This is a genomic window from Nocardia sp. NPDC023852 (genome assembly GCF_040639505.1).
Classification (GTDB): Bacteria; Actinomycetota; Actinomycetes; order Mycobacteriales; family Mycobacteriaceae; genus Nocardia.
In genome coordinates this window covers 494384-519384 of record NZ_JBFAAB010000001.1, presented here as the reverse complement: position 1 = coordinate 519384, position 25001 = coordinate 494384, and the positions used below count along the sequence as shown (strand labels likewise).

Genomic DNA, 25001 nt, shown 5'->3' with positions numbered 1-25001 from the left:
CCCTTGGACGCACGGGAATGGCCGAATCTCGCCGAGTAGTCCGGCTCACGATGCCGGCGGCACGTAGGGGTTCTTGACCGTCGGGGGCAGCAGGGCCATCGCGGAAATGCGCTGCAAGCCGCACACCTGCATCAGGTCGACCAGCGTCGAGCGCACCTGCGCGAACACGACGTGCGCCGAAAGTCCCGCGCCCGCTACCAATTCCGGCCGCGCCCCCTTCGCGACCGAGCGCAGCACGCGGGCGGCCTCGGCCCGGTCGGGCTGCTCGCCGGGGTCGGCGAGCATCATCCGGCGCACCACGTCGACAGCTTGACCGAGGCGCTCCACCTCGTCGATCAGTCCGGGATGCAGGATCTCATCGTCGAGGACCAGAGTCAGCGAGCGGCGCAACAGGACCCGGGTGTTACGGACGGCGTTGTCCAGCGGGTCCGCTGTGGCCCTGATGCGTTCGAGACGGTCGCGGGAGTTCCAGTACAGCGGGGAGATCCGGCTGATCTCGCGGCCGCCCTCCAGCGTGGCGCGCAACGAGTCGATCTGTGGTTGGGTCGCGCGAACGGCGGTGAGCGCGCGGCGCACTTTCTCCTGGTCCTGCTCGAGCAGTCCGTCGGCGCACTCGGTGATCGACTTCCCCATCACGCCGAGGATTTCCGCGGCCAGCGTCCTCGCGCGGCGCACCGGATGCAGTGGGATCGCGGCGACCACCACGACGCCGACGAGGCCACCGACCAGCGCGTCGATCATGCGGGAGAAGCCGCCGCCCGCCGAGGGCGGCAGCAACGTCGCGACCAGCACCGCGGAACCGGCCGCCTGTATCGTGATGATCGAGCCACCGTCGAGGAACACCACCACAGCCATGGCGACCGCGACCACCAGCGCGATCTGCCACACGCCGGTCCCGACGCGGGAGATGAACAGGTCGCCGATGCCGATGCCGACCGCGACGCCGACCACCAGCTCCACCGAGCGCCGCAGCCGGGCGCCGAAGGAGATACCGATCGACACCACCGCCGCCGTCGGCGCGAAGAACGGCAGCGCGTGACCGATCACGTGATGAGCGAGGAACCAGGCCAGCGCAGCGCCGACCGCACACTGGATGATCGGCAGCGCGGACCGCCGCAGCCGCGCCCATGAGGAGCGCAACCGAACCATGCTCCTCGCCTGGGCGGCGCCGAGACGAGAATTCGGGTCGAGCCCACCCGTCACCCGACCGACACCCCTCATCGAATCGCTACGCGATGCCTCGATCACTACGGTTCAGTCGAGGCCGAGCTCTGCGGCCGCACGGGGATCGCAGTCTTCCAACAGGTCCAGGCAGCGCGCGTACTCTTCCGTCTCGCCGATCGCCTTTGCCGCGCGGGCCAGCGCGCCGACGCTGCGCAGGAACCCACGATTGGGCTCGTGGCTCCACGGCACCGGGCCGAAGCCCTTCCATCCGTTGCGGCGCAGGAGGTCGAGGCCGCGGTGGTAGCCGGTGCGCGCGAAGGCGTACGCGGCGACGATGTCGTGGTTGACCGCCTCGTCTCGGCCTTCGCCTCGGGTCAGCGCCGCCTCCGCGAGGTGGGCCCACGCGATCGAGGCGGCGGGATGGTCGGCCGCGACCCGCACCGGATCGGCGTTGTCGAGGAGCGCGTCCTCGGCTTCGGAGATTGCGGGTAGCAGTACCGGTTGCGGTCCGAGTAGGTCACCGAACGAGGTCATGTGCATCATTGTGCACCGCTGACCGACTTGCTCAATAGGCGGCTGCCGCGCCTTCACTCCGCCCGGCGCGGAGCTGTGGACAGACTTCGCCCGTCCGCACCCATCATGCGGCTGTCTCCTTCGCTCGGCCCGGCGCGGGCCGATGACGGACTTCGCCCGGCCGCGCCCGTTAGGCTGGCCGTCGAGTTCCACTGTTCCGCCTGAGCGAGGGGTGTGCGTGTCCGACGCGAACGACCAGAAAAACCCGGCGCGGGATGTCGCGCGACCGGCCGACGCGGCTGGGGCCGACGCACGCCCCGATGCCGTCACCCAACGCGCCCCGATCGCCGGGGCGGGCGACCGGCCTGCTCCGGCCCCGCCCACCGAACCGATCACGCAAACGCCTGCGGGGACTCGGCGAGGTACGTCGGCGCAGGAGTCGACCGGCGCCGCGCCGTCAGGTAGCGAAGCCGCCGAGCGTGGTGCGAATCCTGCTGGTGCGGACGAATCCGGAGCGGGTGCGGCGGGTGCGGCGACGCCCGCCGTGCCTCAGGTCAGCACCCCGGATCGGACCGGTGCGCTCGGGAGATGGTCGGCTGGCCCCCGGAAAGGTACGAAGTCGGCAACCTCCGGATCGGCGGCCGCGAAAAGGGCGACCAGCGCCGCACGCTCCACGAATCCACCGGCCTCGGATCCCTCGGATGCACCGAGCATCCCAGCTTCCGGTTCAGCCTCCGACACGACCGCCCCCGGTCCCGCGGGCGCCACGAATACACCTTCATCAGTGCCGGACGACAGCACGACCTCGCCGACGCCGCGATCCGTGGATAGCACCAGCTCACCCACGCCCAGTGCGACAAACGCAGCCCGCCCCGGATCGACAGGCCCGCACACGCCCGCTCCCGGAGCAAAAGGTGAGACGAACGCCGCAACCGAATCGACGGGCGCAGGCACACCGGCTACCGGCCCCGCGGACAGCAAGAGCGGCCAGGCTGCCGCGACGACGAGCTCGAACTCACCCGCCTCAGGGCCCGCGGGCCAGGCCGACGCACCCACTCCCGGATCGACGAGCTCGACGCGCACACCTCCCGCCGGAGCGGCAGGTGGGGTGAACCACATCGAGCCAGGATCGACAGGGCAGAACGCACCCGCGTCCGGAGCCACAGGTAAGGCAAACGCACCCGCCCCCGGATCGACCGCAACGGGCACACCTGCCCCCGGACCAGCGGGTAAGGCAAACACTGCCGCACCCGGATCGACCGGAACGGGACCCTCCGCCTCCGAAGCAACGGGTTCCGGCAAGGCGGGTTCCAGCAAGGAGGACTCGGCGAGCGGTAACCCGGACGCGGCGGCGGGCGCGGGACAACGCTCCGAATCGGGCGGAGCGACCACCTCCGCACCGACCGGCGGCGGCACTTCCGGGTCCACCGCAGCCGCACCGCGGGCCGGGTCTACGCGGGGCCGATCAGGATCCGAGGCGCCAACCGAGGTCATCAAGCGAGACGAGGCGAGCTCCGAGGCACCGCGAGATGCCGCGCCTGGCTCGACGCCCTCGGGCCAGCCTGCTTCGAAAGGTACTGCGGCACAATCGAACAAGCCCACCAAGGGCGTGGTGACTCCGTCCGGAACCGCCGGACCGTCCAGCGCGGCAACCGCCGATGCCGCGGGAGCGGCCGCCGTCGCAGCCGGTTCCTCGGCCGGCGACACCTCGGCTACTGACACCGTGTCGACAAGCGCTGACGCGACACCGACCGGTTCCGCGTCAGCGCGCTCCACCGCTGCCGGTACGGCGGACGAGTCCACGTCACCGAGCGGTTCCGCGTCGACGGATGGCGCCGAGTCCGCGGTGAGTTCCGCATCGGCCGGTGGTCCCCGCACAGCAAGCGGTACGGCGCCTGATACCGCGGCGGACAAAGCCGCGGCGACGGGCAAAGCCGCACCCCCGAGCGGTTCTCCGTCGCCGGATGGTCCCGCATCTACGAGCAGTTCAGCCCCCCGAAGCGGTGCGGCGGCCGGCACCCCCGCCGAGGCGGCAGGCGCCTCCGGGACCGCGGGCTCAGAAGCGGAGACAGCCGCGATCCCGCAGAACGACTCGGGGCAGGCGGGCGGCGGGGATGCCGCGACGGAGGTAATGCGCAGGCCGCAACCGCCGAGCGAGCCCGGTGGCCCGGAGGCGGGCAAGGCGCAGGCCGAGACGCCCGCGGCGGAGGATGATCAGATCCCGCCTGGTTCGGACGCGGTGACCATGGCGATGCCGGTGGTCAATCTGGACGACGCGCAGACTGTCGCGCTGCCGATCCAGCGGGCCGCCGACGGCAGCGGCAAGGCAGGTACCGATCGCGTTGTCGCGCGTGCGGCGGGGCCGGTGCCGATCACCAAGCCGCCGAGCACGCCGCGTCCGGCGTCCGGGCCGAAGCAACCTGGACCGCAGGGCCCGGCGACACACCCACAGCATGCACCGGGACCGGTCGGGGAGACTCCGCAACGCCCACCAGGCAAGCCGCGGCAGGGGGCGACAGCCCCCTCGCCCGCAGACATCCAGCAGACCGTGCCCGCACAGCCACTGGCGGGCCCCCGCCCGCCACAGCCTCGGCCGATCGCCCAGCCGCAGCGCATCACCCCGCCACCACGGACCGCGTCCGACACCCGCACCTCGACCACGCGATCCAATCGGTGGCTGATCGCCGCGGGTGCGGCAGCCGTGCTGGTGATTGTGCTGGTCGCGGTGATCGCGGCGCTTGTCACGAACTCCGACAACTCACCAGAGGCACAGGTCCGCGCCGCCATCACCGACTACACCCAGGCACTGAAGACCGGCAACCTGGTCACCCTGCGCGAGACCACCTGTGGTCCGCTGCACGACTTCTATCAGGGCATCCCCAATGACCAGTTCGCCGGCGTGCACACCCTGTCGATGGAGCGCAGGAGCATCCCCGTGGTGGACAGTATCGATGCCATCCGCATCACCGACGACACCGCCATCGCGCAGGCCACGGTGTACACCGAAGCCGACCCGACGAAGCGGTCGGCACGCACTTTCGACCTGCAGCGAACCGACGACGGATGGAAGGTCTGCGACCCGCCCTCCAGCACCCAGTGACAACCTGGAGACTCGATAGGAAACACACATCGATTCCTGGTCGCGCACGTCACACTTACCTGGTCAATGGTCCGGTTCGCCAGTAGCATGGCCCGGATCATGGGCAGGGAACAAACGATGACGCGGACAGACTTCGACGCCGTGGTGGTGCTGGAGCCGGAAGGACAACGGTTCCGGGCACTCGATCATTACGAGGTCGGCCGGGAGAAGGTCCGCGAGTTCGCCCGCGCGGTGCAGAATTACCACGGGGCTCATCAGCGGGAAGCGGACGCATACGCGCTCGGCTACGACGGGATCATCGCGCCACCGACCTTCGCGTCGGTCGTCGGCATGAGTCGGACAAGGACGCTGCTCGAATCGGTGCTCACCGACTACGACCTGTCCCAGATCCTGCAGACCGACCAGGTCTTCGAGACCTACCGGCCGATCCTGGCCGGCGACCGGCTCGGCTGCGAGATCGTGATCGAGTCGATCCGCAAGTTCGGCGACAACGACTTCATCGTGTTGCGGTTCGCGCTGACCAACCAGCACGACGAGGTCACCATCGTCGGATCGACCACGATCGTCGCGCGCCGCGGCGTGCAGGCCGACGCGAACCTCGACCACGTGGCCGAGAACATCATGATGCACGGGCATTCGAACGATACCGAGACAGCCGCACCAGATCTGGCCCACAACGATGTGCTGGTTCCGCTCGGTGTCAGCCCGCTGACCGAGCCGACCGATCACGCGATCGCGCCGGTGTGGACGGTGCCCGTCTTCGACGAACTCACCGTCGGCGACCAGCTGCCCGGCGCCACATTCCGGCTCACCCGCGGCGACCTGGCCAACTACGCGGGCGTCTCCGGCGACGCCAACCCGATCCACTTCAGCGATCAGGCCGCGCACCTTGCGGGGCTGCCGACCGTCGTCGCGCACGGCATGCTGACGATGGGCCTCGCGGGCGGCTATCTGACTTCCTGGCTGGGCGATCCGATCGCCATCCGGAAGTTCAGCGTGCGGTTCTCGGGCTTCGTCCCGGTCGCCGCGGACGCGGCAAGCGCGGTGGAGTTCACCGGCCGGGTCAAATCGCTCGACCCGCACACGCGAACCGCGACCATCCTGCTCGGCGGCACTTCCGAGGGCCGCAAGCTGTTCGGCCGCGCGCTCGCCGAGGTCCGGTTCACTTAGGATCACTCGCCCAGCACGGCGCGCATCAGGTAAACGTTGTAGTCGCTCCAGGTCGAGATGGTGAAGTAGAAGTCCGAGCCGGACGACCACGGGTGGATGAAGCCGCCGTACAGCTCCGGGTAGTTCAGCACGGTCACCGTCGGCGTGCTCTCCGACCATACGCCCTGCGGTGAATTCGCCTCGCGGACGACGATGGCGGCCTTGGCCGTATCCAGATAGCTCATCTGCCAGACGTCGCGGGCAGCGTCGAAGCGGACCGAGAGTTCACCGGCCGGACCGTTCACAATCGATGTGGCGGAGTCGAATCCGCCGACCGGTGTCCAGCTGCCGTCGCGCCAGTATTGGTAGGCAGTGGTGTTGAGAATCTGATCCTTGGGCACCCTGGCCAGGCCGACCGCACCGAGGCGAGTGTTGGGCGTGCCGAACATGTACACGTAATCGCCGTGCGGAACCATCGCGCTCACTTGGAAATTCGCGAGACCGAAGATGTTGTCCCAGCGGGCGTGCGGGTCCTTGGTCCAAGTCTGGCCGTGGTCGTCGGAATAGGCGATACCGCCGTAGTTGGTGAAGAACGTGCCGGGAATGCTGTTCCAGGTCCGAATGGACATGTAGCTCAGGTACTGTCGGTCGCCCACCGCGAAACCGGAGGTGGGAATCGTGGTGACCTCGACATTGTCGAGCTTGCGGCTGGAGAGCACCTCGGCCGCGTGGCACCGGCCGTCGGTGACCATGCGGTCGTAGGTCATCCCGTCGGCCAAGTCGCGGTCGGTGCTGAAGGCGAGCACGTTGCTACGCCAATCCATTCCCATGCCACCCGGTGGATGGAAGCCGCGCCCAACCGTGTCACCGAACGCGGTCGCGATCTCGCCCGGCGCACTCTCCCACATGATTCCGAGATCGGTGCCGTCCACCTGCCAGCGCTTGTCCGTGCGGTTGACCGAGTTCGCACCGGTCAGTTTGGCCACCTCGCGCACCGCCGCGATCCGCGGCGCCGGCCGGGCAGGCGACTGTGCCGCGGTCTCGACCGGTGGCCGCACCGGCGCGGGCGGCGGAGGCGCGGCGCCGGGATCCGGGCCCGGACCGGGAATCGCGAAGTGGAAAGGCTTGAGATTCAACAGGATCTCCGGAATCCCGACCAGCGCACCGAGTCCGGGTGGCGCACCGGGCAGGTCGGTGAGATCGGGGCACGGATTGGCGCACGGGTCCGGCGGCAGCTCCATCCGTGTCCGCGTCGGTGTGGCGTCCGGCTGCGGCGGCGGGAGCACGGTGATCACCGGATACGGAATCGGCACCTCGAGTGTCTTGGGCACCAACGGCTCATGGGCTGCCACCGGATCGGTCGCGCACGGACCGGTGCCCGGCACCCCGACCCCACGGTCGGATCCGGTCGCCCCCGGTGCCGCGGCGGCAGGTCGGTCGGCGTACAGCAACGCCCCCGCCCCGACCACAACCACGCCGACCGCGGCCATCCATCGCATGGCCATAGGTACCCCTCGAAGTCCGTCGGACACGCACCAGCGGAGGCGACCTTACCCTGTTCGGTGACAGAAACCGGCCAACCGACACGTCCGGCGCCGGCACCCAGGAACGGCGACGCCGATCGCCTGTGATCAGTGCACGGCCTCGAAGGTCAGGATCGTCGCGCCGATGCGAATCAGGTCTCCGTCGGCCAGCAGCGCGCCGGTGTCGATGGGGTTGTCGTTGACGTACACGCCGTTGGCCGAATGCAGGTCCTTGATGAGCAGCCCGGCCCGACTCGGCATGATGTGCGCGTGGTAGCGGCTGACCTTGGGATCCTCCAGGACAAGGTCGTTGTCGGTCATCCGGCCGATGCGTATACCGCCCTGCGCGATCGCCACCACGCGGCCGTCCATCCGTAACTGCCCGCTGCGCACCGCGCGCGGCATCTCGGTGACCGTCTCGGTCATCGCCGCGGCCATTCGTTCGATCTGGCGCAGTTCGACCGTGTTCAGCGGCTCCTGCCGCAGCACCCGCTGTTCCAGATCGACCAGCACAGGCCCAGGATCGATGCCCAGTTCGTCGGCCAGCACCGCACGCACCCGTCGGCACGCGTCCAGCGCGTCGGCCTGGCGTCCGGACAAATACAGCGCGCTGATCAGCTGACCCCACAGCGGTTCGCGCAGCGGATGCTCGGTCGTCATCGCGACCAGCTCGCCGATCACCGAAGACGCACGCCCACAAGCAATTTCGGCGTCGATTCGGGCCGAGGCGGCGAGTAGACGCTCCTCGTCCATGGCCGTCGCGAAACCGTCGGCGAACTGCAGACCAGCCAAGTCGGCCAGTGCCCGGCCGCTCCACTCACGCAACGCCGCGCCGAACAGTTGCGCGGCGCCCGCGTGATCGCCGATCTCGGCGGCGCGAGTGCCCGCCTCCCGCGCCGCCTCGAAACGCCCCAGATCGCAGGCGGTATCGGCGATCTCCAGCCGGTAACCGGAGGACTCGGTGCGTAGCACCTGCGCCGGGTCCACACCCGAATTCCGCAGTGCCTTGCGGATATTCGAGACGAACACCTGCAGGCTGGCGGCATAGGAGTCGGGCGGATCCTCGTTCCACACCATGTCGGCCAGCGCGGCCGACGACACCGCTCGCCGCCGATTCACGGCGAGCGCGGCAAGCAGAGCTCGCGGCTTGGGCCCGCCCACCGCCACCGGCTCATCGCCGACGAGCAGTCGCACAGGCCCGAGCACGCGCACATCCAAACTCATGTGCTTCATGCCCCCCGAAGGGTGTAACCGGGTCAGGCGCTGATCGAGCGTCCCGCGGACTTCAGATCATTGCATGCCTCGAGGACTCGCGCCGCCATCGCCGACTCGGCCTTCTTCAGATAGCCGCGCGGGTCGTAGGCCTTCTTGTCGCCGACCTCGCCGTCGATCTTGAGCACGCCGTCGTAATTGGTGAACATGTGCCCGGCGACGGGGCGGGTGAACGCGTACTGGGTGTCGGTGTCGACGTTCATCTTCACCACGCCGAAGCGCAGCGAGTCCTCGATCTCGGACTTCAGCGAGCCCGAACCGCCGTGGAAGACGAAGTCGAACGGCTGCGCGTCGGCGCCGACGCCGAGCTTGGCCGCGGCGACGCGTTGGCCCTCGGCCAGCACCTCGGGCTTGAGCACTACGTTGCCCGGCTTGTACACACCGTGCACATTGCCGAAGGTGGCGGCGAGCAGATACCTGCCGTTCTCACCCGCACCGAGCGCGTCGATGGTCTTCTCGAAGTCCTCGGGTGAGGTGTAGAGCTTCTCGTTGATCTCGGCCTCGACGCCGTCCTCTTCGCCGCCGACGACGCCGATCTCGACCTCGAGGATGATGTTGGCGGCGTGCGTCGCCTTCAGCAGTTCCTTCGCGATCTCCAGGTTCTCGTCGATCGGGATCGCGGAGCCGTCCCACATGTGCGATTGGAACAGCGGGTTCCGGCCGGCGTTCACCCGCTCCTGGGAGATGGCGATCAGCGGGCGCACGAAACTGTCGAGCTTGTTCTTCGGGCAGTGGTCGGTGTGCAGCGCGATGGTCACGTCGTACTTCGCGGCGATCACGTGCGCGAACTCGGCCAGCGCGACCGCGCCGGTCACCATCTCCTTCACACCCTGGCCGGAACCGAACTCGGCACCGCCGGTGGAGAACTGGATAATGCCGTCACTGCCCGCATCCGCGAAACCCTTGATGGCCGCGTTGATCGTCTCCGACGACGTGCAGTTGATGGCCGGGAAAGCGAAGGAATTGGCTTTGGCCCGACCGAGCATCTCGGCGTAGACCTCCGGAGTCGCGATGGGCACAGTAAGACCTCCGTGTTGTTGCGGCGAAAGACCTATTTTGTCTGCCATCACCCTAAGGCAGCAGTGTTTGGCCTGGTATGCAGGGAGGGAGTGCGGAGTTGACCGGCGGGCAATTTTCGCGCACGGCGAGAGCTTTCTCAGGTGTAGCCGGTACTGTGGTGCCGGTAATTGCGCTGGCAGCTTCCGACGCGGTGGTAAGCAAGGCAGGCCAGCCGTTTCGGGACAGGAGGCCACGTGATTCTGCAGGCAGCGACGGAATCGGTGACGAGTAACCTCGCGCTTACCGAGTTACTCGACCCGATGCACCTGCTCACGGAGACGTGGCTGAAGAACGCGGTGCTCCCGGCGATCCTGGTGATCGTCTTCATCGAGACCGGTCTGCTCTTCCCGATCCTGCCCGGCGATTCGCTGCTGTTCACCGGCGGCCTGCTGTCGGCGCAGCCGCATCCGCCGGTCTCGATCTGGGTATTGGTGCCCGCCGTCGCGCTGATCGCGTTCGCCGGTGACCAATGTGGGTATTGGATCGGCCGGGCCATCGGGCCCGCGCTCTTCCACAAAGAGGACACCCGCTTCTTCAAGAAGCACTACGTGACGGAGACGCACGAGTTCTTCGAGAAGCACGGTCCCAAGACCATCATCCTGGCCAGGTTCGTGCCGATCGTGCGGACTTTCATGCCGGTGCTGGCCGGTGTGTCCAAGATGGATTACCGCAAGTTCGTCGCCTTCGACATCGTCGGCGCGATCCTGTGGGGTGGCGGCGTCACGGTGCTGGGCTACTTCCTCGGCAACGTCGCCTTCATCAGGGACCACGTCGAGGCGATTTTCCTGCTCATCGTGTTCGTGTCGATTCTGCCGGGCGTCATTGCGGTAGGGCGGAAGCTGCTCAACCGCGGTGGACCCGAGGCTCCAGCGGTCGAGGCCGAGCTGGCCGCCTCGACGAACGAGCCGACCCGCTGAGCCGGTGTCCATGGCGTCGTCGCCCCTAGCTGTGGGCAGTTTCGATCCGCTGATGTCGGCGGGCCCCGCGCTCGTCTGGACAGTGGTGTTGACCTTTGTCTTCCTGGAATGCGCTGTGATCCTCGGGCTGTTTCTGCCCGGCGACTCCATGCTGATCACCGCCGGCATCGTGATGGCGTCCAACGCGTCCAACGAAGCCCACGTGTGGGCACTGTCGCTGGGCGCGATGGTCGCGGCCATCGCGGGCAACCAGGTCGGATACGTGATCGGGCACCGGACCGGTCAGCATCTGGTCGCCCGCAAGGACGGCAGATACATCAACGTCCGCAACCTGCAACGGGTGACGGAGTTGTTGCACCGGCACGGGTTCGTGGCGGTCCTGGTCGCCAGGTGGATTCCGTGGGTGCGCACGCTGTGCCCTTCGGTCGCGGGCGCGGCGCGGATGGACCACCGCAAGTTCACCGTGGCCAGTACCGTCGGCGCGATTATCTGGGCGCCGGTACTGCTGCTCATCGGCTACTACGCGGGAAGCTTCCTGGAAGGGATCCCGTGGCTGATGCCGATCGTGATCGGCACGCTGGTGGTCGGCCTTGTCATCGGGACCGCCCTCGGCGTTCGGCACTACCGGCAGGAAATGTCTCGGCCCGCGGAGGATTTCGCGATGGAAGGCGCGCCGAGCACTCTGCTGGAAACCGAGGGGTGAGCCGCGGGCGGTCAGAGGCCCGCTGCACTGACCAGGTAGGCCGCCTCCATGAGCAGCCAACCGGACAGCTGCACGGACAGGTCGCGTTCGGGGACCTTGGATGAGGTCACCGAACCACCGGAGGTGAAATATCCGGCCCCCGCACTGCCGCCGGGAAGTTGCGCGGGCCTACTCCAATCGTGCCCGAACAGCGGCTCACCCTCCACGTCGAGCCGGTTCGCCCAGGCCGCCGTGGCGGACGCGCGCACGATCGCGGCCGCCGCACGCCGATCGGCGACCTGCTGAGGGTCCTCGCCCGGCAGCATCAGCGCGACCAGCGCCAGGTAGCGGACCAGGATGCCATTGAATAGACCGCCGTCGCCGCCGCCGCCGCCGTTCACGACACCGCGGGTGGTCATGTGCTGCTCGACGGCGGCAAGGAGCCGGTGCACGCGCTCGGTATGCCGAGGCTCGCCGGTCTGCACGGCCAACTCGGTCTCCAGTCCGAGTACCACGCCCTGGCAGTAGGTGAAGACGGGACGTTCGATCTCACCAGAAGGCAGATGAATGCCATCGAGGATCAGCCCGGTCCCCGTGTCCCGCAGCGTCTCGTCCAGCCAGTCGGCCATCTCCTGGGCGCGCTCGATCCGTCCGAGTCGCAGTAGCGCGATAGCGGCGGGACCGTTGGCGGGCGCGTTGAAATAGTCTGAACCGACGCGCCAAGGCAGGCCGCCGCCGGTCTCCGGCTGCCAACCCGCGTGGAGCGCCTTCTCCAGGGCGACCAGTGCGCTGCGCGCCGCGCCGATGCCCTGAGTGCGCTCGGCGCGTTCGAGCGCGATCGCCAGCCAGGCCATGTCGTCGTAGTAGCTGTTGGTCCAGCCGGTGATGTTGCGGATCCGATGCGAACGCGCGAGGGCGGCAATCCGCTTGCGGCGCACCAGAGTCGGCACTCTGTTCGCAGCGTCGGTCACACAGTCGATCAGATGCGCCTGCCACCAGTAGTGCCACGAGCCGAAAACCCGCTCCCGCTTGGTGGCGGGCCACCCGACGACCCCCAGTTCCGTGCCGGGCAGCGCCCACAGCGCGCGCAGGTGACGCGAGACGATCGCGGATTCGAACATATCCGCCCGTTCGGACCACAGGGTCGGAGACGCCGCCCCGTCCCCGCCCGCCTGGGAACGACTGATCGGCGGACGCGGTGCCGCGGGCTGCGGGGCCTGATCCCCGTTCTGCGCGCGCGGCACCTCGATATCGTCGCTCCGCGAGGTCATGGGTCAATAGTGCCAGCCGAGAACGGATTCACGCGCCCGATTTGTTACAGAAGTGATGTGAAATCGTGCCGCTTCCACTTCCCGCAGGAAGATCTCCTGTTCGCGACGTGCCGCACGGTTCACCACGCCGTCGTGAGGACACCGGCCGCCACTGCCGAGACCGGTGCCCGCCGTAGTCGCATCACCATGGTGATGCGACTACGGACCGCTTCGCCGACGTCGACCACAGGCCTGGTGACTTCATACCGCCCACGCCCGCCGGTCCTGCCCGACCGGGTCCATGCCGGCACGGAAACCGGTGGCGCGCCCGCTTCGTTTCACCGCGTGGAAGTCTCCGGCGGAAGCCCGGACGGCCGCTGGGTTCGAGTCGCACTCGCAGGCGGCGTCTCGCCGGTGAGTCGTCCAGTCCGGCTTATTCCGAGGAACATCGAGCCCAGACCGAGCAACACAGCGATTGCGCCGGCGACCACGTTGTTCCAGATCGTCGATGCGGTATCGACGTCGCCGCTGACCACCCAGGGAGCCAGGATCGTCCAGAGGCCGATGAGCGGAGCAGCCCAGACGATGCCGTGGGTCCGGCCGTACACCGAGGCGAACCCGAGAGCCAGCATCGCGAGGGCGATCCCGACGATGAGGTTGTTGCCGGTCAAGGTCGAAAACCCGTTGAATCCGACGACCCAGGGGGAAATCGCGATGTAGAGACCGGTCAAAAACAGCAGGCCGGTGACCGCCTGGGCGTCCGGCGCCTCCGAAGCGCGCTCGTACTTGTCCCGCAACTCCACGATGTCGGGATGCCGGCTCATCATGGTTTCACTACTCATATTCTCCACCACCCTTCAGACGTAGTGGCGAGTCGAAAGCCCTCTCGAGTCGAAGCCCTCCCGAGCCGGGGCGGCCCGCGATCGGCCGCGAAACACGGCTCGTCCTGATCGCCACTCACTCGTATATCATGCCGTGATATTATCACTCTATGACGCAAGGGTCCATGTCATCGCCAGAACACCTCACTGACCAGGAGTACTCGAGATTGCTGACATTCCGAGCCGGGCTTCGCCAGCTCCTGCGTTGGAGTGAGCGCCGGGCAGCCGAAGTGGGACTCACCGACACCCAGCACCAACTGCTGCTGGCGATCCGAGGGCATTCCGATCCCGGCGGGCCCAGCGTCGGAGAGATCGCCGGATACTTGTGCGCCCGCCACCACAGCGTGGTGCAACTGATCGATCGCACCGAGCAACTCGGCCTCGTCGCCCGCAAAAGGGAGCAGGGCAAGGACCGCCGCGTCGTCCACCTCACGCTGACCGAGGCGGGCAAGGAAATCCTGGCCTCGCTCAGCGCCGTACATCTGGAAGAACTCCAGCGACTGACCCCCCTCGTCGGCGCCTTGGACGACACCACCGTCATGCCGCAAGCGGGATGAGAGGTGCCGGTCCGGGCACAAGCCGGACGAGCAGTCCACGGTAGGGGTCGGCGGGGAAAGAGTCACGATCGAACGCGACGCCGAGAACTAACAGATCGACCGCGAGGAAAGCAGCACCTGACAACCACATCCGGAGTGTCCGAGAATCGTTGGGTACGCGGACATCCCGACGACGTGCCGCGCGCTTACCACGCCGTCGTGAGGTCGGCGTGTTGACGGATCCACGCGTGCATCGCGATCCCAGCGGCTACGCCCGCGTTGATGCTGCGCGTGGAACCGAACTGCGCGATCGACACCGTCATCGTCGCCGCGGCTTTGGCGTGCTCGGTGACACCCGGGCCTTCCTGGCCGAACAGCAGCAGGCAGGCCCGCGGCAGCGTAACCGTCTCCAGGGGAACGGAGCCTGGCACGTTGTCCACGGCCACCACCGTCAGTCCCGCCCGTTCGGCGAACGCCAGCAGTTCGCCGACATCGGTGTGGTGCTCGATGCGCTGATAGCGGTCGGTCACCATGGCGCCACGGCGATTCCACCGCCGCCTGCCCACGATGTGCACGGCCGCGGCGGCGAAGGCATTCGCCGTGCGGACCACCGTTCCGATGTTCGCGTCGTGCCCGAAGTTCTCGATGGCGATGTGGAACGGGTGCCTTCGCCGATCGATGTCGGCGACGATCGCCTCACGGGTCCAGTACCGGTAGGCGTCGACCACATTGCGGCGATCGCCGCCCGCCAGCAGCTCGGAATCCAGACGCGGATCGTCCGGCGGCGGCTCGGCGTGCTCGCTTTCCCACGGACCGACACCGTGCGGATGCGCACCCCACTCCGTCGGCCCGGTCAGGTCCTGCTCGGCCGCGTCCGGCACTGAATGATTCACCACCACGATGCTAATTCCGGCCACCGCGCCGCCGACGGCCCGGTTCAGTAGCTGGAACTCGAGCTTCCGTCGAGGAAGCCCAGCACACCGAGTACCACGACCAGCACGACGACCGACAGGCTGAGGATGAGCAGCACGGTTGCGATGATGCCGCAGATGTAGCCTGCGTTGACGTTCCCCCGGCCTCCGATGGCGCCACCCGAGGCGTCGATCTCGTTGAGCGCCCGCTTGCCCATCACCCAGGCAAATGGCCCGACCAGCTGACAGAGCACGAGGCTCAGGATCCCGAGAATAAGAATCGTGGTGGCCTGTGGATGATCCGGTTGCGCTCCGTAGGCACCGTAGGCCGGATAGCCGTATGGCGGCGGCTGCGGGGGGTAGCTCATCAGCAGGATGGTAGCTGGTGCGGCCGACTACACCACACATTCGGCGGTCAGCTCACTCGAACGCCCACCCCCAAACATGGAATCCATGACCGGGTACGGAAGGGCACGCACAGCACAATATCGGCGACATCTTCATCGAACTCGGACTTCCACCCTCCGATATCCACCATCGCCGCGTGCTGGCGGTATTGCGACTCATAGGGTCACAGCGCGCAGTTGTATCGGCTGCCTGTGCAAGACTTGGCCACAACGCGGTATCCGTGCGGGGAGGGAGGAAGCGATGACCGTCGAAGTGCACTGGCCTGATCATCTGCTGACCCTGGAGGACTGGATCGCACTGCCGGAGGACAGCAGTCGTAGTTATGAGCTCGTCGAGGGGGTCCTGGTCGTGTCGCCGAGGCCGGTCTTGCGCCACCAGTTCGCGGTCTGGCAATTGGCAGCCCAGCTCCACCCGCAACTTCCGGTACAGCTCAGCGTGGTGACCGAGGCCGAGGTGGTGATCGACGCCGCGCCGCCACCCACCGTGCGCGTACCGGACGTCCTTGTGATCCGGGACGAAGCGCTCGAGGACGACCTCGCCCGAGTCCCGCCCGAGGATGTCGTGCTCGCCGTGGAAATCTTGTCCCCCGGGTCCCGGCGCACCGACCGCGTCACCAAGTTTTTCGAGTACGCCGAGGCCGGCATCGAGTATTACTGGCTGATCGACCTCGACGAGCCTGCCAGCCTGACTGCCCACCGGCTGATCGAAGGCGACTACGAGCTGGTCGCCGAGCAGTCCGGCCGAGCGACGCTGGATCTCACCGGGACACCGATCACGATCGATATCACCGCGCTGACCAGTAACCGCGCGGGCCGGTAGCGCCGCGGCGCGGGGCGGCACGCGCCTATCCTGGAGGTCTCACAGTCTGGGTGGAGGCTGGTATGGACCACGGGCGGATACTGCGGACGGTGCTCGGCATAACGGCCGCGTATCTGGTGTTGCTCGCGTTCTGGCTGGGGTGGGTGGTGCACCGGACGCCCACGGGAACCGTGCCTTATCAGATCGTGGCGCTGGTCGGGCTGTTCGGCTCGTGCGTCGGGATCGGGATGATGCTGGCGGTGCGGCCGTCGAAGGAGGACCGGCAGCTGTGGCGGCACGGCTTGGAGGGCTGGGCGACCGTCGAGGGCGTGCATCGGCTGGAGCTTACCGATCACCACACCGAAATCACCGAGTTGGATCTCGAGCTGACCGTACCGGGCTCCGAAAGTTACCGGGGAACAGTCGTTTTCGATGCAGCCCCGGCCGACAAACCCCGGCTCGTTGTCGGCGAGACCATCTCGATCCGCGTCGATCCCGCGAACCGGGACCGCATCATCCTGGTGCTGTGATCCCCTCCGGGACAGCAACCTTCACATGCGCCTTCGGATCTGCGAGCAGATACTGTGCGGCCGCGTAGGTCGCCAGGATGACGCCTTCGGTGACCCGGCGAGCCCGCTCGCCTCGCGTGCACAACCTTCGCAGCACGATGAGCCCGTCCGAGACGGTAAACAGCAGCGCGCCCAATCCTAGGCGGCTGCGCGGATCCGCACCGGGAACATTCACGCCCGCAACGTTTTTCGCCGCAGGTGCCAGTGTGCGATCCGAGGCCAGCACTGCGGCGAACCCCAGGGTGGCGCCGTACGCCGTGAGCGGCACCGCCACCGACGGCGCCTTGACCCGCAGCAACCCGGCAGCCCCCACCCATGCGGCCACACGCGGGGCGACGACTCCGGCAGTCGGTCGGCCGCCCATCCGCCACCACAGCGTCGAGTAGCCGGCCTGCATCACTGCGAAACTCGACGCACCCGCGATCAGCCGACGATCGTTGTCCGGGTCGATGAGCAGGATGTCACCGACTGTCGCGGCGCCGAGCGCCCCGATGAGCATAGTGCGCTCGGCGGGCGCCAATTCGGTCCCCTCGGTCGCGACATCTGCCGCGAGTAGGGGCATCAGCAGCGGTTTCGCGATCCACTGCGCCTGCTTCCTCCCGGTGACGGCACCGTAGACGGTGATCGCCGCCGCGGCGAGAAATCCGGCTCGGAACGGCCGCATCGGCTAGAAACTCGGCTCGACCGGTGCGGGTGGCAGCGTGACGACCTGACCCGCGTAGCTCAGCCCGGCGCCGAAACCGAGCAGCAGCGCAGTCTGGCCGCCCTTGGCCTTGCCGGTCACCAGCATCTCCTCGACCGCGAGCGGAATCGAGGCGGCCGAGGTGTTGCCGGAGTTCTCGATGTCATTGGCCATCGGGATGTCGTCGGCGAGACCGAGGTTCTTCTTCATCAGCTCGTTGATCCTGGAGTTGGCCTGGTGGGGGACGAAAACCTCGATGTCCTCCTTGGCCACGCCGGAAACCTCCAGCGCGGTGGACAGCGCCCGCGGCAGAGTGACCGCGGCCCAGCGGAAGACGCGCGAGCCCTCCATACGCAGCGACATCCGGCCGACCGGCTCGGCCTCCGGGTCGAGGCCCTGCATGGACTGCGCCCGGTGCATGTATTCGAGGAAGTCGATGTCTTGCGTGATGGCGGCCGCGTTCTCGCCGTCGCTCCCCCACACCGTCGGGGAGATGCCGTTCTCCTCGCTCGGCCCGATCACTACGGCGCCCGCGCCGTCACCGAAGATCATCGCGGTACCGCGGTCGGTGGGATCGAGCCCGACGGTCATCGTCTCGGCGCCGATGAGCAGGACGTATTCCGCGGAACCGGACCGGATCATGTCGGCGGCCACGCCGAGACCGTATCCGAAACCGCCGCACCCGGAGGTCAGATCGAACGCAGCGATCCCGTTGATACCGATGTCGTAGGCGACCGATGGCGCGCCGTGCGGGGTGAGTTTGAGCCAGGTCGACGTAGCCAGGATCAACGCGCCGATCTTCGACCGGTCGATGCCGCTGTTGACGATCGCGCGCTCGCCCGCCGCCGCCGCGATCGACCGCAGTGTCTCGTCACCGCTGATCCACCGACGGTTTCGGACACCGGTCCGCTCGTAGATCCACTCGTCGGTGGAGTCCAGCACCTCGCACACTTCTACATTGCTGACCAGGCGCTTGGGTCGATAAGCGCCGATTCCGAGCATCGCGACGTTTTCGCGGCTCCTTCTGACTGCAATGCTCACCACTGGTGACTCACGCGACCTTCACCTTTCCCGAAAAACTAGACCATCGTCCAGGCTATCCCAGGGCGAGATCCTCGAGTCCGAGGATCGACCGGTACTCCAATCCCTCAGCCGCGATCACCTGGTCGGCGCCGGTTTCCCGGTCGACGACGGTGGCGACGCCGACCACGGTGGCGCCCGCGTCACGCAGCGCGCGCACCGCGGTCAGCGGCGAGTTTCCGGTGGTGGTGGTGTCCTCGACAACCAAGACCCGTTTGCCGACGATGTCGGGACCCTCGATCTGGCGTTGCATGCCGTGTGTCTTCGCCGCTTTACGCACCACGAAGGCATCGATGGGGCGGCCGGGAGCGTGCATCACGGCCAGCGCGACTGGGTCGGCACCCATGGTCAGACCGCCGACGGCGTCGAATTCCCAGTCCGCGACCAGCTCGCGTAGCAGCTTGCCGATCAACGGGCCCGCGCTGTGATGCAGGGTGGCACGGCGGAGGTCGACGTAGTAGTCGGCCTCCTTACCCGAGGACAGGGTGACTCTGCCGTGCACCACGGCAAGCTCGCGCACCAGCGCGGCCAATCTGTCCCGATCATTGGTAATCACCTGGTTGATCATGGTCTACGTCCTTCCGCGTGCGGCGAACAGGCCGCGATTCAGTCGGGCCGCCAGGGTTCGCGGGATCATTCCGGCGACGGTGGTGAGCGCTTTGTACTGCATACCAGGCACGCTGAGCACCCGGCCCTTCTCCAGATCCGTCAGAGAGCCGGCGACAACCTGGTCGACACTCAGCCACAACGCTTTCGGCAGCGACGACATCGCGATACCGGCTCGCTCATGAAATTCCGTGTGCACGAATCCCGGGCACAAAGCTTGGACCCGCACCCCGGTGCCGGCCAATCCGCCCGCCAACCCTTCCGTGAAGGATACGACGTACGCCTTGGACGCCGAATATGTCGAGCCGCGCCCGGGGATCAGTCCCGCGACGCTGCCCACATTGACGACGCAGCCTTTGGCCGCGGTGATCATCGACGGCAGCGCAGCCCTGGTGAACCGCACCACCGCCACCACGTTGACGTCCAGCTGCGCCTGCAACTGCGCGGCGGGCAGGGTCCAGAACTCCCCCGAGTTCGCGAATCCCGCATTGTTGACCAGGAATTCGACGCCCTCACCCAGTCGCGCCGCTACCCGCTCACGGTCGGGCTCCCGCGCGAGATCCGCGACGAGCACCTGCGAGCGGGTAGCGAACCGGTTCTCCAGTTCGCTCGCGAGCGCTTCGAGGCGCGGCTCGTCCCTCGCGACCAGCACCAGGTCGTAGCCGAGCGAAGCCAGACGGATCGCGTAGCCCTGACCGATGCCCGAGGTGGGGCCGGTGATCACGGCGACAGGGCGGGTGGCGCCGGGCAGACGGAGATGCGCATGCTCGGTCATGACCGCTCGATCGGACGCGAGCGTGCGGAAACGGCTACGGCGGGAGCCCAGCCGGTCACTTCGGCACGGGTCCCTGGTAGGGACGGAATCCGGGATGGAACGGTCCGCCGGGCGGCTCGGCCGGGCGCTCCGCGCGCGGGGGCTCGCGAGGCTCAGGCTCCTCGCCGGTCCAGTCGTCCGCAGCCGGACGAACGTCCCGCTCCTCGCGCGGCGGCCAGTCGTCGGACTCGCGCCAATTCTCGTCGACAGCCCGGCGGTCGTCACGGACTCGCGCGTTCGGCACCACCGCGAGCGATGGGCGACGCGAAGGTTCCGGCGCGGCCTCGTCCGCGAGTGGCGCGCGGTCGTCCTGATCGGCCGCGTAGGAATCCTTCGCGAACGACTGCTCGTCGTATTCGTCCTTGCGTACCCGTGGCGATTGCGGCCTGGCGGAACCGGTCGAAGGGTCGTCCCCATGGGTCTCCGGCTCGTCCTCCTGCCGGCGACCGCGCGGACGCGGACGACCAGGGTCGTGTCCGCCGCCGTCGAAGCGCGGCTCGCTGACCGGGGGCAACACGTGCAGCAGGCCGGACAGGCGGAGCACCGCGTCGATCGCGGTCTCCCAGTCCCGCGAGGAGGTACCGACCGACAGCATGCCCAGCGTCCAGTTGCCCTCGCTCCAAAGCATCTGCACGGTGTCGGGCAGCGCCTCGATGAAGGCGACCATCCGTTGATCGACCGCGTGCCTGGCGATCTCGGGATTGGTCGCGAAGACCACCCGGTCGCCGATGGCGCCGAGCAGTTCCAGATCGTGATCTTTGGGCGGGGAGGCGGTCTTCAACCGCATGTCGACGTCGATATCCGAGCCGATCTGGCGGCGAACCGCGACCAGCGTCGCGGAATCCTCCAGGTCGAACAGCACGAACTTCTCGCCCTTGCGAATGCCGGAGACCACATCGACCGCGGAGAGATAGCCCAGTTTGGCCAGCGCGCCACGCCGCCACGTGGATGCCAGCGCAGGCTCCACCGATACGTAGGTATAGCTCTGGGACTTCGCCCAGACCTGCCGCGCGTGACCGGTCCGCTGCCGCTGGATCCGATCGAAATACAGCAACACGATCGCGCCCACGAGCGCGATCGTCGCCAACCCGAACCACATTGCCGTCATCGCCGCCTAGCCTAATGGGCGCGGCCGGACATGGTCCGCCATTGGGCCCGCGCCGGGCCGGGCGAAGGCGAAGCAGCCGCCTGTCGGCGCAGCCGGACGTAGTCCGCCATCAGCCCCGCGCCGGGCCGAGCGAAGGCGAAGCAGCCGCCTGTCGACACCGGGCGAAGGCCCGTCACCGACCGGTCGTGGCACGTCGGGTCGCTCATCGGCCCCCTCCCCGCAGCGACGTGCTGACGATGACCTTCGCCTGAATCGATCCGTCCGCGGCCTTGTCGCCCTGGATCAACACGATCTCACCGTTGGGCAGATCGGAGACCTTGGTGCCGGACAGCGAGATCACCTGGGTGTTCGCGTCGGTACGCACGGTGACCGTGTCGCCGAGCACCGTGCTGACGGTCAGTGTGCCTCCGTTGTTGGCGGTGATGGTGCCCATGGTCGCTCCGAGGCCCTCGATGTCGCCGAGGCCGGGCACGCTCGGGATCCCGCTGGGCGGGGTCGGCCGAGGGCTACGGGTGCCGGGGACGGACTTGCTCGTGGTGAGCACCGACGAAGCGCCCGCACTGCCCGCCGAGGGCGAATCCTTGCCGCCGAGCAGAACACCGGCGACCACACCGACCGCGCCGATCAATAGCACGACACCGATGGCGAGCGCGATCCACAGTCCGGTGTTCCGCCGGGGCGGTCGCGGTTGCTCCGGAGGCTGCCCGGCGCCGGGCGGAATCGCGGAGCCCACCCTCGGATCACCGTAACTGCCCTGGTAAGCGGCCTGCTGGGCGTCGTAGGCGGGGAACTCGCGCGTGGCGTTGGGCCCAGGCGCCGCCCACGACCCGTACTGCTCGGTCGCAGGATATTCCGAGGGCGCTCCGGTGCCGTACGCATCGGTGTACTCCGTGGTGTGCGGCGGCTCGCCGTACCCGGACTTGCCCGGCGGACCCAGGTGCTCGGTCGGCGCATCCTCCGGCCGCTGTCCCCACGGATCGTTCGGGTTGGTCATGGGGTCCAGGGTAGGTGGTGTTCGATTTGCGGCGCCGTGTTGGTTTTGCCGCGCCTGCGACGCGGCGTGTTCGCGGCCCCCTCTTGGCTCGTGTCCGAGCGACCGCGCTGGCGACTTCGTCGCGACGCGCAGGCCGCTCGGACACGAGCCCGGACAATGCTCGGTCTCGCTCCGATCGGAAGTAGGGATTGGGCCGATGTGGATGCGGTGAGTGACGATCGTGGTGTTGTCAGTCACCTGCCGACGATCAGGCCATCACCGTCAGGGCTGACGGTTACCTTGACCGCGTCGCCGTCGGTGATTTCGCCCGCCAACAGCTCCTTGGCCAGGGTGTCGCCGATGGCCTGCTGGATCAGCCTGCGCAGCGGACGCGCGCCGTAGACGGGGTCGTAGCCGCGCACGGCGAGCCAGAATCTGGCCGAGTCGCTGACGTCCAGCTGCAGCCTGCGCTGTGCGAGTCGCTTCTGCAGCTGGTCGAGCTGGATTTCGACGATGCTCTCCAACTGTTCCTCGTCGAGCGCGTGGAATATGACCACATCGTCGAGGCGGTTGAGGAACTCCGGCTTGAACGCCGAACGCACGGCGTTCATGACGTGCTCACGGCCACTGCCCGCGCCCAGGTTGGAGGTGAGGATCAGGATGGTGTTGCGGAAGTCGACCGTACGGCCCTGTCCGTCGGTGAGCCTGCCCTCGTCGAGCACCTGCAGCAGGATGTCGAACACATCCGGGTGCGCCTTCTCGATCTCGTCGAACAGCACGACCGTGTACGGCCTGCGGCGCACCGCCTCGGTGAGCTGACCGCCTTGGTCGTAGCCGATGTAGCCGGGTGGGGCGCCGACCAGCCTTGCGACCGCGTGCTTCTCGCTGTACTCGCTCATGTCGATCCGGACCATGGCGCGCTCGTCGTCGAACAGGAAGTCCGCCAACGCCTTGGCCAGCTCGGTCTTGCCGACGCCGGTCGGGCCGAGGAACATGAACGAGCCGGTCGGCCGGTTCGGGTCGGCGACACCGGCGCGCGCCCTGCGCACCGCGTCGGACACCGCCTGCACCGCCTCGGACTGCCCGACCACGCGTCGTCCGAGCTCCTGCTCCATCCGCAGCAGCTTCTGCGTCTCGCCTTCCATCATCCGGCCCACCGGGATGCCGGTCCAGGAGGACACCACCTCGGCGATGTCGTCCGGGCCGACCTCCTCCTTGAGCATCACCTCGCCGTCTCCCGCTGTCGCGGAAACCTGTTCGGCCTCGGCGAGCTGCTTCTCCAGCGCGGGGATCCGGCCGTATCGCAGCTCGGCCGCTTTGCCCAGATCGCCATCGCGCTCGGCCCGGTCGGACGCACCGCGCAGCGATTCCAGCTCCTCTTTCAACACGCGGACCTGATCGATCGCGCTCTTCTCGTTCTGCCAGCGTGTCATCAGCTGGTTCAGCTTCTCGCGGTCGTCGGCGAGTTCCTGGCGCAACTTCTCCAGACGCTGCTTGGAGGCCTCGTCGGTCTCCTTGCTCAGCGCGACCTCTTCGATTTCCAGGCGGCGCACCGCGCGCTCGACCTCGTCGATCTCCACCGGGCGCGAGTCGATCTCCATGCGCAGCCGCGAGGCCGATTCGTCGACCAAATCGATCGCCTTATCCGGCAGGAACCGGGAGGTGATGTAACGGTCGGACAGCGTGGCCGCGGCCACCAGCGCGGAATCGGTGATCCGCACGCCGTGGTGCACCTCGTAGCGCTCCTTGATGCCGCGCAGTATGCCTATGGTGTCCTCCACCGACGGCTCCCCGACCAGCACCTGCTGGAAACGCCGCTCCAGTGCGGCGTCCTTCTCGATGTGCTTGCGGTACTCATCCAGCGTGGTCGCACCGACCATGCGCAGTTCACCGCGCGCCAGCATGGGCTTGATCATGTTGCCCGCGTCCATCGCCGATTCACCGGTGGCGCCCGCGCCGACGATGGTGTGCAGTTCGTCGATGAACGTGATGATCTGGCCCGCGCTATTCTTGATGTCCTCCAGCACGGCCTTGAGCCGCTCCTCGAATTCACCGCGGTATTTCGCGCCCGCGACCATCGCGCCGAGGTCGAGTGCGACGACGGACTTGCCGCGCAACGACTCTGGGACGTCGCCGGCCACGATGCGCTGGGCGAGGCCCTCGACGATCGCGGTCTTGCCGACGCCCGGCTCGCCGATCAGCACCGGATTGTTCTTGGTGCGACGGCTCAAAACCTGGACCACACGGCGGATTTCGGTGTCCCGGCCGATCACCGGGTCGAGCTTGCCGGAGCGGGCGGCCTCGGTGAGGTCGGTGGAGTACTTCTCCAGTGCCTGGTAGCTGCCCTCCGGATCGGGGCTGGTCACCCGGGCGCTGCCACGCACGGCGGTGAACGCCTGGCGCAGCGCGTCGGCGGTGGCGCCGTGCTTCCTGAGCAGTATCGTCACGTCGGAGTCGCCCTCGGCGAGGCCGACTATGACGTGCTCGGTGGAGACGTACTCGTCACCCAGTTCGGTGGCCAGACGCTGGGCAGCGGTGATCGCGGCAAGGGCCTCGCGGCCGAGTTGGGGGGTGGTGGTGGTGCCCGTCGCGCTCGGCAGCCGGTCCACGATGTCCTGTGCCTCGCGCCGCACGGTCGCCGGATCCGTTCCGACGGCCTTCAGCAAGGGTGCGGCTATGCCGTCGGTCTGATCCAGCAACGCCACCAGCAAGTGCGCCGGACGAATCTCCGGGTTGCCCGCGGCGGAGGCCGCCTGCAGGGCGGCCGTCAGGGCCGCCTGGGTCTTGGTGGTGGGATTGAACGAGTCCACAAGTCACCTTCCTACTAGTCGATTCCCACGGCGCCGAGCGGATTCCGGGTGCGATCACCGATCGAAGCCGTCGCAGCCGGGCGCCGTTCCTTACCGTTCAACGTTGGAAAGGTTGAGTCTGTTCCGCTCAAGTCTAATATTCTTGTTCGAGCCGCTACCGCGTCGATGCCACACTGCCGGATCAGGTCGAACGCTA

25 protein-coding genes are annotated in these 25001 nt (G+C 67.7%); 7 read left to right on the top strand and 18 right to left on the bottom strand.

The features are described 5' to 3' along the window. Positions 1-45 precede the first annotated feature (45 nt). The 3 genes from AB0H00_RS02280 to AB0H00_RS02270 all read right to left on the bottom strand — a co-directional run bounded on the left by AB0H00_RS02280 (position 46) and on the right by AB0H00_RS02270 (position 3609). Positions 46-1149 (bottom strand): FUSC family protein, encoded by a 1104-nt coding sequence (locus tag AB0H00_RS02280; protein WP_357260401.1) that lies wholly within the window; start codon positions 1147-1149, stop codon positions 46-48. Between the two features lie 105 nt (positions 1150-1254). Then, complete coding sequence (locus AB0H00_RS02275; RefSeq protein ID WP_357259433.1) at positions 1255-1698, bottom strand: DUF3151 domain-containing protein; 444 nt, start codon at positions 1696-1698, stop codon at positions 1255-1257. A gap of 528 nt (positions 1699-2226) precedes the next feature. Further along, positions 2227-3609: a hypothetical protein gene (locus tag AB0H00_RS02270; RefSeq protein WP_357259431.1), complete on the bottom strand. Its 1383-nt coding sequence runs from the start codon at positions 3607-3609 to the stop codon at positions 2227-2229. Between the two features lie 199 nt (positions 3610-3808). Between AB0H00_RS02270 and AB0H00_RS02265 the strand changes: the two genes are divergently transcribed. Together AB0H00_RS02265 and AB0H00_RS02260 are read left to right on the top strand one after the other, a co-directional pair. Continuing rightward, positions 3809-4777 (top strand): hypothetical protein, encoded by a 969-nt coding sequence (locus tag AB0H00_RS02265; protein ID WP_357259428.1) that lies wholly within the window; start codon positions 3809-3811, stop codon positions 4775-4777. 117 nt (positions 4778-4894) lie between these two features. Further along, positions 4895-5947, top strand: a complete 1053-nt coding sequence (locus tag AB0H00_RS02260) for a fused (3R)-hydroxyacyl-ACP dehydratase subunits HadA/HadB (protein WP_357259425.1) — start codon at positions 4895-4897, stop codon at positions 5945-5947. 2 nt (positions 5948-5949) lie between these two features. On the opposite strand, the gene AB0H00_RS02255 is transcribed toward AB0H00_RS02260, so the two are convergent. From AB0H00_RS02255 to fbaA, 3 genes are all read right to left on the bottom strand, one after another. Next, positions 5950-7431 carry a DUF4185 domain-containing protein gene (locus AB0H00_RS02255; RefSeq protein ID WP_357259422.1) on the bottom strand — a complete coding sequence of 494 codons (1482 nt, stop codon included), beginning with the start codon at positions 7429-7431 and terminating at the stop codon, positions 5950-5952. A gap of 126 nt (positions 7432-7557) precedes the next feature. Further along, positions 7558-8673: a BTAD domain-containing putative transcriptional regulator gene (locus tag AB0H00_RS02250; protein ID WP_357260398.1), complete on the bottom strand. Its 1116-nt coding sequence runs from the start codon at positions 8671-8673 to the stop codon at positions 7558-7560. A 32-nt stretch (positions 8674-8705) separates the two neighbouring features. Then, positions 8706-9740, bottom strand: coding sequence for a class II fructose-bisphosphate aldolase (gene fbaA, locus AB0H00_RS02245; RefSeq protein WP_357259420.1), 1035 nt, complete (start codon positions 9738-9740; stop codon positions 8706-8708). Positions 9741-10040: 300 nt separating this feature from the next. On the opposite strand from fbaA, the gene AB0H00_RS02240 reads away from it, so the two are divergent. Together AB0H00_RS02240 and AB0H00_RS02235 are read left to right on the top strand one after the other, a co-directional pair. Further along, the gene (locus tag AB0H00_RS02240) at positions 10041-10697 is read left to right on the top strand and encodes a VTT domain-containing protein (RefSeq protein WP_357260395.1); all 657 of its coding nucleotides are present in this window, start codon (positions 10041-10043) and stop codon (positions 10695-10697) included. A 10-nt stretch (positions 10698-10707) separates the two neighbouring features. Next, on the top strand, positions 10708-11400 hold the full coding sequence (locus AB0H00_RS02235) for a DedA family protein (protein ID WP_357259417.1): 693 nt from the start codon (positions 10708-10710) through the stop codon (positions 11398-11400). An 11-nt stretch (positions 11401-11411) separates the two neighbouring features. On the opposite strand, the gene AB0H00_RS02230 is transcribed toward AB0H00_RS02235, so the two are convergent. Next, positions 11412-12500 (bottom strand): glycoside hydrolase family 76 protein, encoded by a 1089-nt coding sequence (locus AB0H00_RS02230; RefSeq protein ID WP_357260392.1) that lies wholly within the window; start codon positions 12498-12500, stop codon positions 11412-11414. A gap of 467 nt (positions 12501-12967) precedes the next feature. Beyond that, entirely contained in the window at positions 12968-13471 is a 504-nt protein-coding gene (locus AB0H00_RS02225; RefSeq protein WP_357259414.1) for an SPW repeat protein, read from the bottom strand. A gap of 149 nt (positions 13472-13620) precedes the next feature. On the opposite strand from AB0H00_RS02225, the gene AB0H00_RS02220 reads away from it, so the two are divergent. Then, the gene (locus AB0H00_RS02220; RefSeq protein ID WP_357259411.1) at positions 13621-14067 is read left to right on the top strand and encodes a MarR family transcriptional regulator; all 447 of its coding nucleotides are present in this window, start codon (positions 13621-13623) and stop codon (positions 14065-14067) included. Positions 14068-14252: 185 nt separating this feature from the next. Here the strand turns inward: AB0H00_RS02220 and AB0H00_RS02215 are convergent, their stop codons facing one another. After that, positions 14253-14939: a TrmH family RNA methyltransferase gene (locus AB0H00_RS02215; protein WP_357259409.1), complete on the bottom strand. Its 687-nt coding sequence runs from the start codon at positions 14937-14939 to the stop codon at positions 14253-14255. A gap of 44 nt (positions 14940-14983) precedes the next feature. After that, a complete protein-coding gene (locus AB0H00_RS02210) occupies positions 14984-15325 on the bottom strand; it encodes a DUF4190 domain-containing protein (RefSeq protein ID WP_357259406.1) in 342 nt (113 codons plus the stop codon). A 280-nt stretch (positions 15326-15605) separates the two neighbouring features. Here AB0H00_RS02210 and AB0H00_RS02205 point away from each other — a divergent pair, with 280 nt between their 5' ends. Further along, on the top strand, positions 15606-16184 hold the full coding sequence (locus AB0H00_RS02205) for a Uma2 family endonuclease (protein ID WP_357259403.1): 579 nt from the start codon (positions 15606-15608) through the stop codon (positions 16182-16184). Positions 16185-16246: 62 nt separating this feature from the next. Next, complete coding sequence (locus AB0H00_RS02200) at positions 16247-16693, top strand: hypothetical protein (protein ID WP_357259400.1); 447 nt, start codon at positions 16247-16249, stop codon at positions 16691-16693. Here AB0H00_RS02200 and AB0H00_RS02195 read toward each other — a convergent pair. From AB0H00_RS02195 to clpB, 8 genes are all read right to left on the bottom strand, one after another. Continuing rightward, positions 16677-17396: a lysoplasmalogenase gene (locus AB0H00_RS02195; RefSeq protein ID WP_357259397.1), complete on the bottom strand. Its 720-nt coding sequence runs from the start codon at positions 17394-17396 to the stop codon at positions 16677-16679. The two genes, AB0H00_RS02200 and AB0H00_RS02195, sit on opposite strands and share 17 nt — an antisense overlap. Before the next feature lie 3 nt (positions 17397-17399). Further along, a complete protein-coding gene (locus tag AB0H00_RS02190) occupies positions 17400-18458 on the bottom strand; it encodes a beta-ketoacyl-ACP synthase 3 (protein WP_357259394.1) in 1059 nt (352 codons plus the stop codon). 52 nt (positions 18459-18510) lie between these two features. Then, positions 18511-19062, bottom strand: a complete 552-nt coding sequence (pyrE, locus tag AB0H00_RS02185; protein ID WP_357259391.1) for an orotate phosphoribosyltransferase — start codon at positions 19060-19062, stop codon at positions 18511-18513. A 3-nt stretch (positions 19063-19065) separates the two neighbouring features. Next, complete coding sequence (locus AB0H00_RS02180; RefSeq protein WP_357259388.1) at positions 19066-19875, bottom strand: SDR family NAD(P)-dependent oxidoreductase; 810 nt, start codon at positions 19873-19875, stop codon at positions 19066-19068. A gap of 55 nt (positions 19876-19930) precedes the next feature. Beyond that, on the bottom strand, positions 19931-21022 hold the full coding sequence (locus AB0H00_RS02175) for a hypothetical protein (protein ID WP_357259385.1): 1092 nt from the start codon (positions 21020-21022) through the stop codon (positions 19931-19933). An 11-nt stretch (positions 21023-21033) separates the two neighbouring features. Beyond that, positions 21034-21228, bottom strand: a complete 195-nt coding sequence (locus AB0H00_RS02170; RefSeq protein WP_357259383.1) for a hypothetical protein — start codon at positions 21226-21228, stop codon at positions 21034-21036. Continuing rightward, positions 21225-22016, bottom strand: a complete 792-nt coding sequence (locus AB0H00_RS02165) for a DUF5666 domain-containing protein (protein WP_357259380.1) — start codon at positions 22014-22016, stop codon at positions 21225-21227. Before AB0H00_RS02165 ends, AB0H00_RS02170 begins: the two co-directional genes overlap by 4 nt. Before the next feature lie 233 nt (positions 22017-22249). Then, positions 22250-24805, bottom strand: coding sequence for an ATP-dependent chaperone ClpB (clpB, locus tag AB0H00_RS02160; protein ID WP_357259377.1), 2556 nt, complete (start codon positions 24803-24805; stop codon positions 22250-22252). Between the last annotated feature and the right edge of the window lie 196 nt (positions 24806-25001).

What these genes read in the sequence shown, in the direction of transcription:
- AB0H00_RS02235 (WP_357259417.1), top strand. Translation starts at nt 10,708, where the DNA reads ATGGCGTCGTCGCCCCTAGCTGTGGGCAGTTTCGATCCGCTGATGTCG.
- AB0H00_RS02180 (WP_357259388.1), bottom strand. Translation starts at nt 19,875, where the DNA reads ATGACCGAGCATGCGCATCTCCGTCTGCCCGGCGCCACCCGCCCTGTC.
- AB0H00_RS02170 (WP_357259383.1), bottom strand. Translation starts at nt 21,228, where the DNA reads ATGAGCGACCCGACGTGCCACGACCGGTCGGTGACGGGCCTTCGCCCG.
- AB0H00_RS02205 (WP_357259403.1), top strand. Translation starts at nt 15,606, where the DNA reads ATGACCGTCGAAGTGCACTGGCCTGATCATCTGCTGACCCTGGAGGAC.
- AB0H00_RS02200 (WP_357259400.1), top strand. Translation starts at nt 16,247, where the DNA reads ATGGACCACGGGCGGATACTGCGGACGGTGCTCGGCATAACGGCCGCG.
- AB0H00_RS02210 (WP_357259406.1), bottom strand. Translation starts at nt 15,325, where the DNA reads ATGAGCTACCCCCCGCAGCCGCCGCCATACGGCTATCCGGCCTACGGT.
- AB0H00_RS02260 (WP_357259425.1), top strand. Translation starts at nt 4,895, where the DNA reads ATGACGCGGACAGACTTCGACGCCGTGGTGGTGCTGGAGCCGGAAGGA.
- AB0H00_RS02240 (WP_357260395.1), top strand. Translation starts at nt 10,041, where the DNA reads ATGCACCTGCTCACGGAGACGTGGCTGAAGAACGCGGTGCTCCCGGCG.
- pyrE (WP_357259391.1), bottom strand. Translation starts at nt 19,062, where the DNA reads ATGATCAACCAGGTGATTACCAATGATCGGGACAGATTGGCCGCGCTG.
- AB0H00_RS02250 (WP_357260398.1), bottom strand. Translation starts at nt 8,673, where the DNA reads ATGAGTTTGGATGTGCGCGTGCTCGGGCCTGTGCGACTGCTCGTCGGC.
- AB0H00_RS02165 (WP_357259380.1), bottom strand. Translation starts at nt 22,016, where the DNA reads ATGACCAACCCGAACGATCCGTGGGGACAGCGGCCGGAGGATGCGCCG.
- AB0H00_RS02225 (WP_357259414.1), bottom strand. Translation starts at nt 13,471, where the DNA reads ATGAGTAGTGAAACCATGATGAGCCGGCATCCCGACATCGTGGAGTTG.
- AB0H00_RS02175 (WP_357259385.1), bottom strand. Translation starts at nt 21,022, where the DNA reads ATGACGGCAATGTGGTTCGGGTTGGCGACGATCGCGCTCGTGGGCGCG.
- AB0H00_RS02265 (WP_357259428.1), top strand. Translation starts at nt 3,809, where the DNA reads ATGCGCAGGCCGCAACCGCCGAGCGAGCCCGGTGGCCCGGAGGCGGGC.
- AB0H00_RS02230 (WP_357260392.1), bottom strand. Translation starts at nt 12,500, where the DNA reads ATGTTCGAATCCGCGATCGTCTCGCGTCACCTGCGCGCGCTGTGGGCG.
- AB0H00_RS02255 (WP_357259422.1), bottom strand. Translation starts at nt 7,431, where the DNA reads ATGGCCATGCGATGGATGGCCGCGGTCGGCGTGGTTGTGGTCGGGGCG.
- AB0H00_RS02280 (WP_357260401.1), bottom strand. Translation starts at nt 1,149, where the DNA reads ATGGTTCGGTTGCGCTCCTCATGGGCGCGGCTGCGGCGGTCCGCGCTG.
- AB0H00_RS02220 (WP_357259411.1), top strand. Translation starts at nt 13,621, where the DNA reads ATGACGCAAGGGTCCATGTCATCGCCAGAACACCTCACTGACCAGGAG.
- AB0H00_RS02275 (WP_357259433.1), bottom strand. Translation starts at nt 1,698, where the DNA reads ATGACCTCGTTCGGTGACCTACTCGGACCGCAACCGGTACTGCTACCC.
- AB0H00_RS02195 (WP_357259397.1), bottom strand. Translation starts at nt 17,396, where the DNA reads ATGCGGCCGTTCCGAGCCGGATTTCTCGCCGCGGCGGCGATCACCGTC.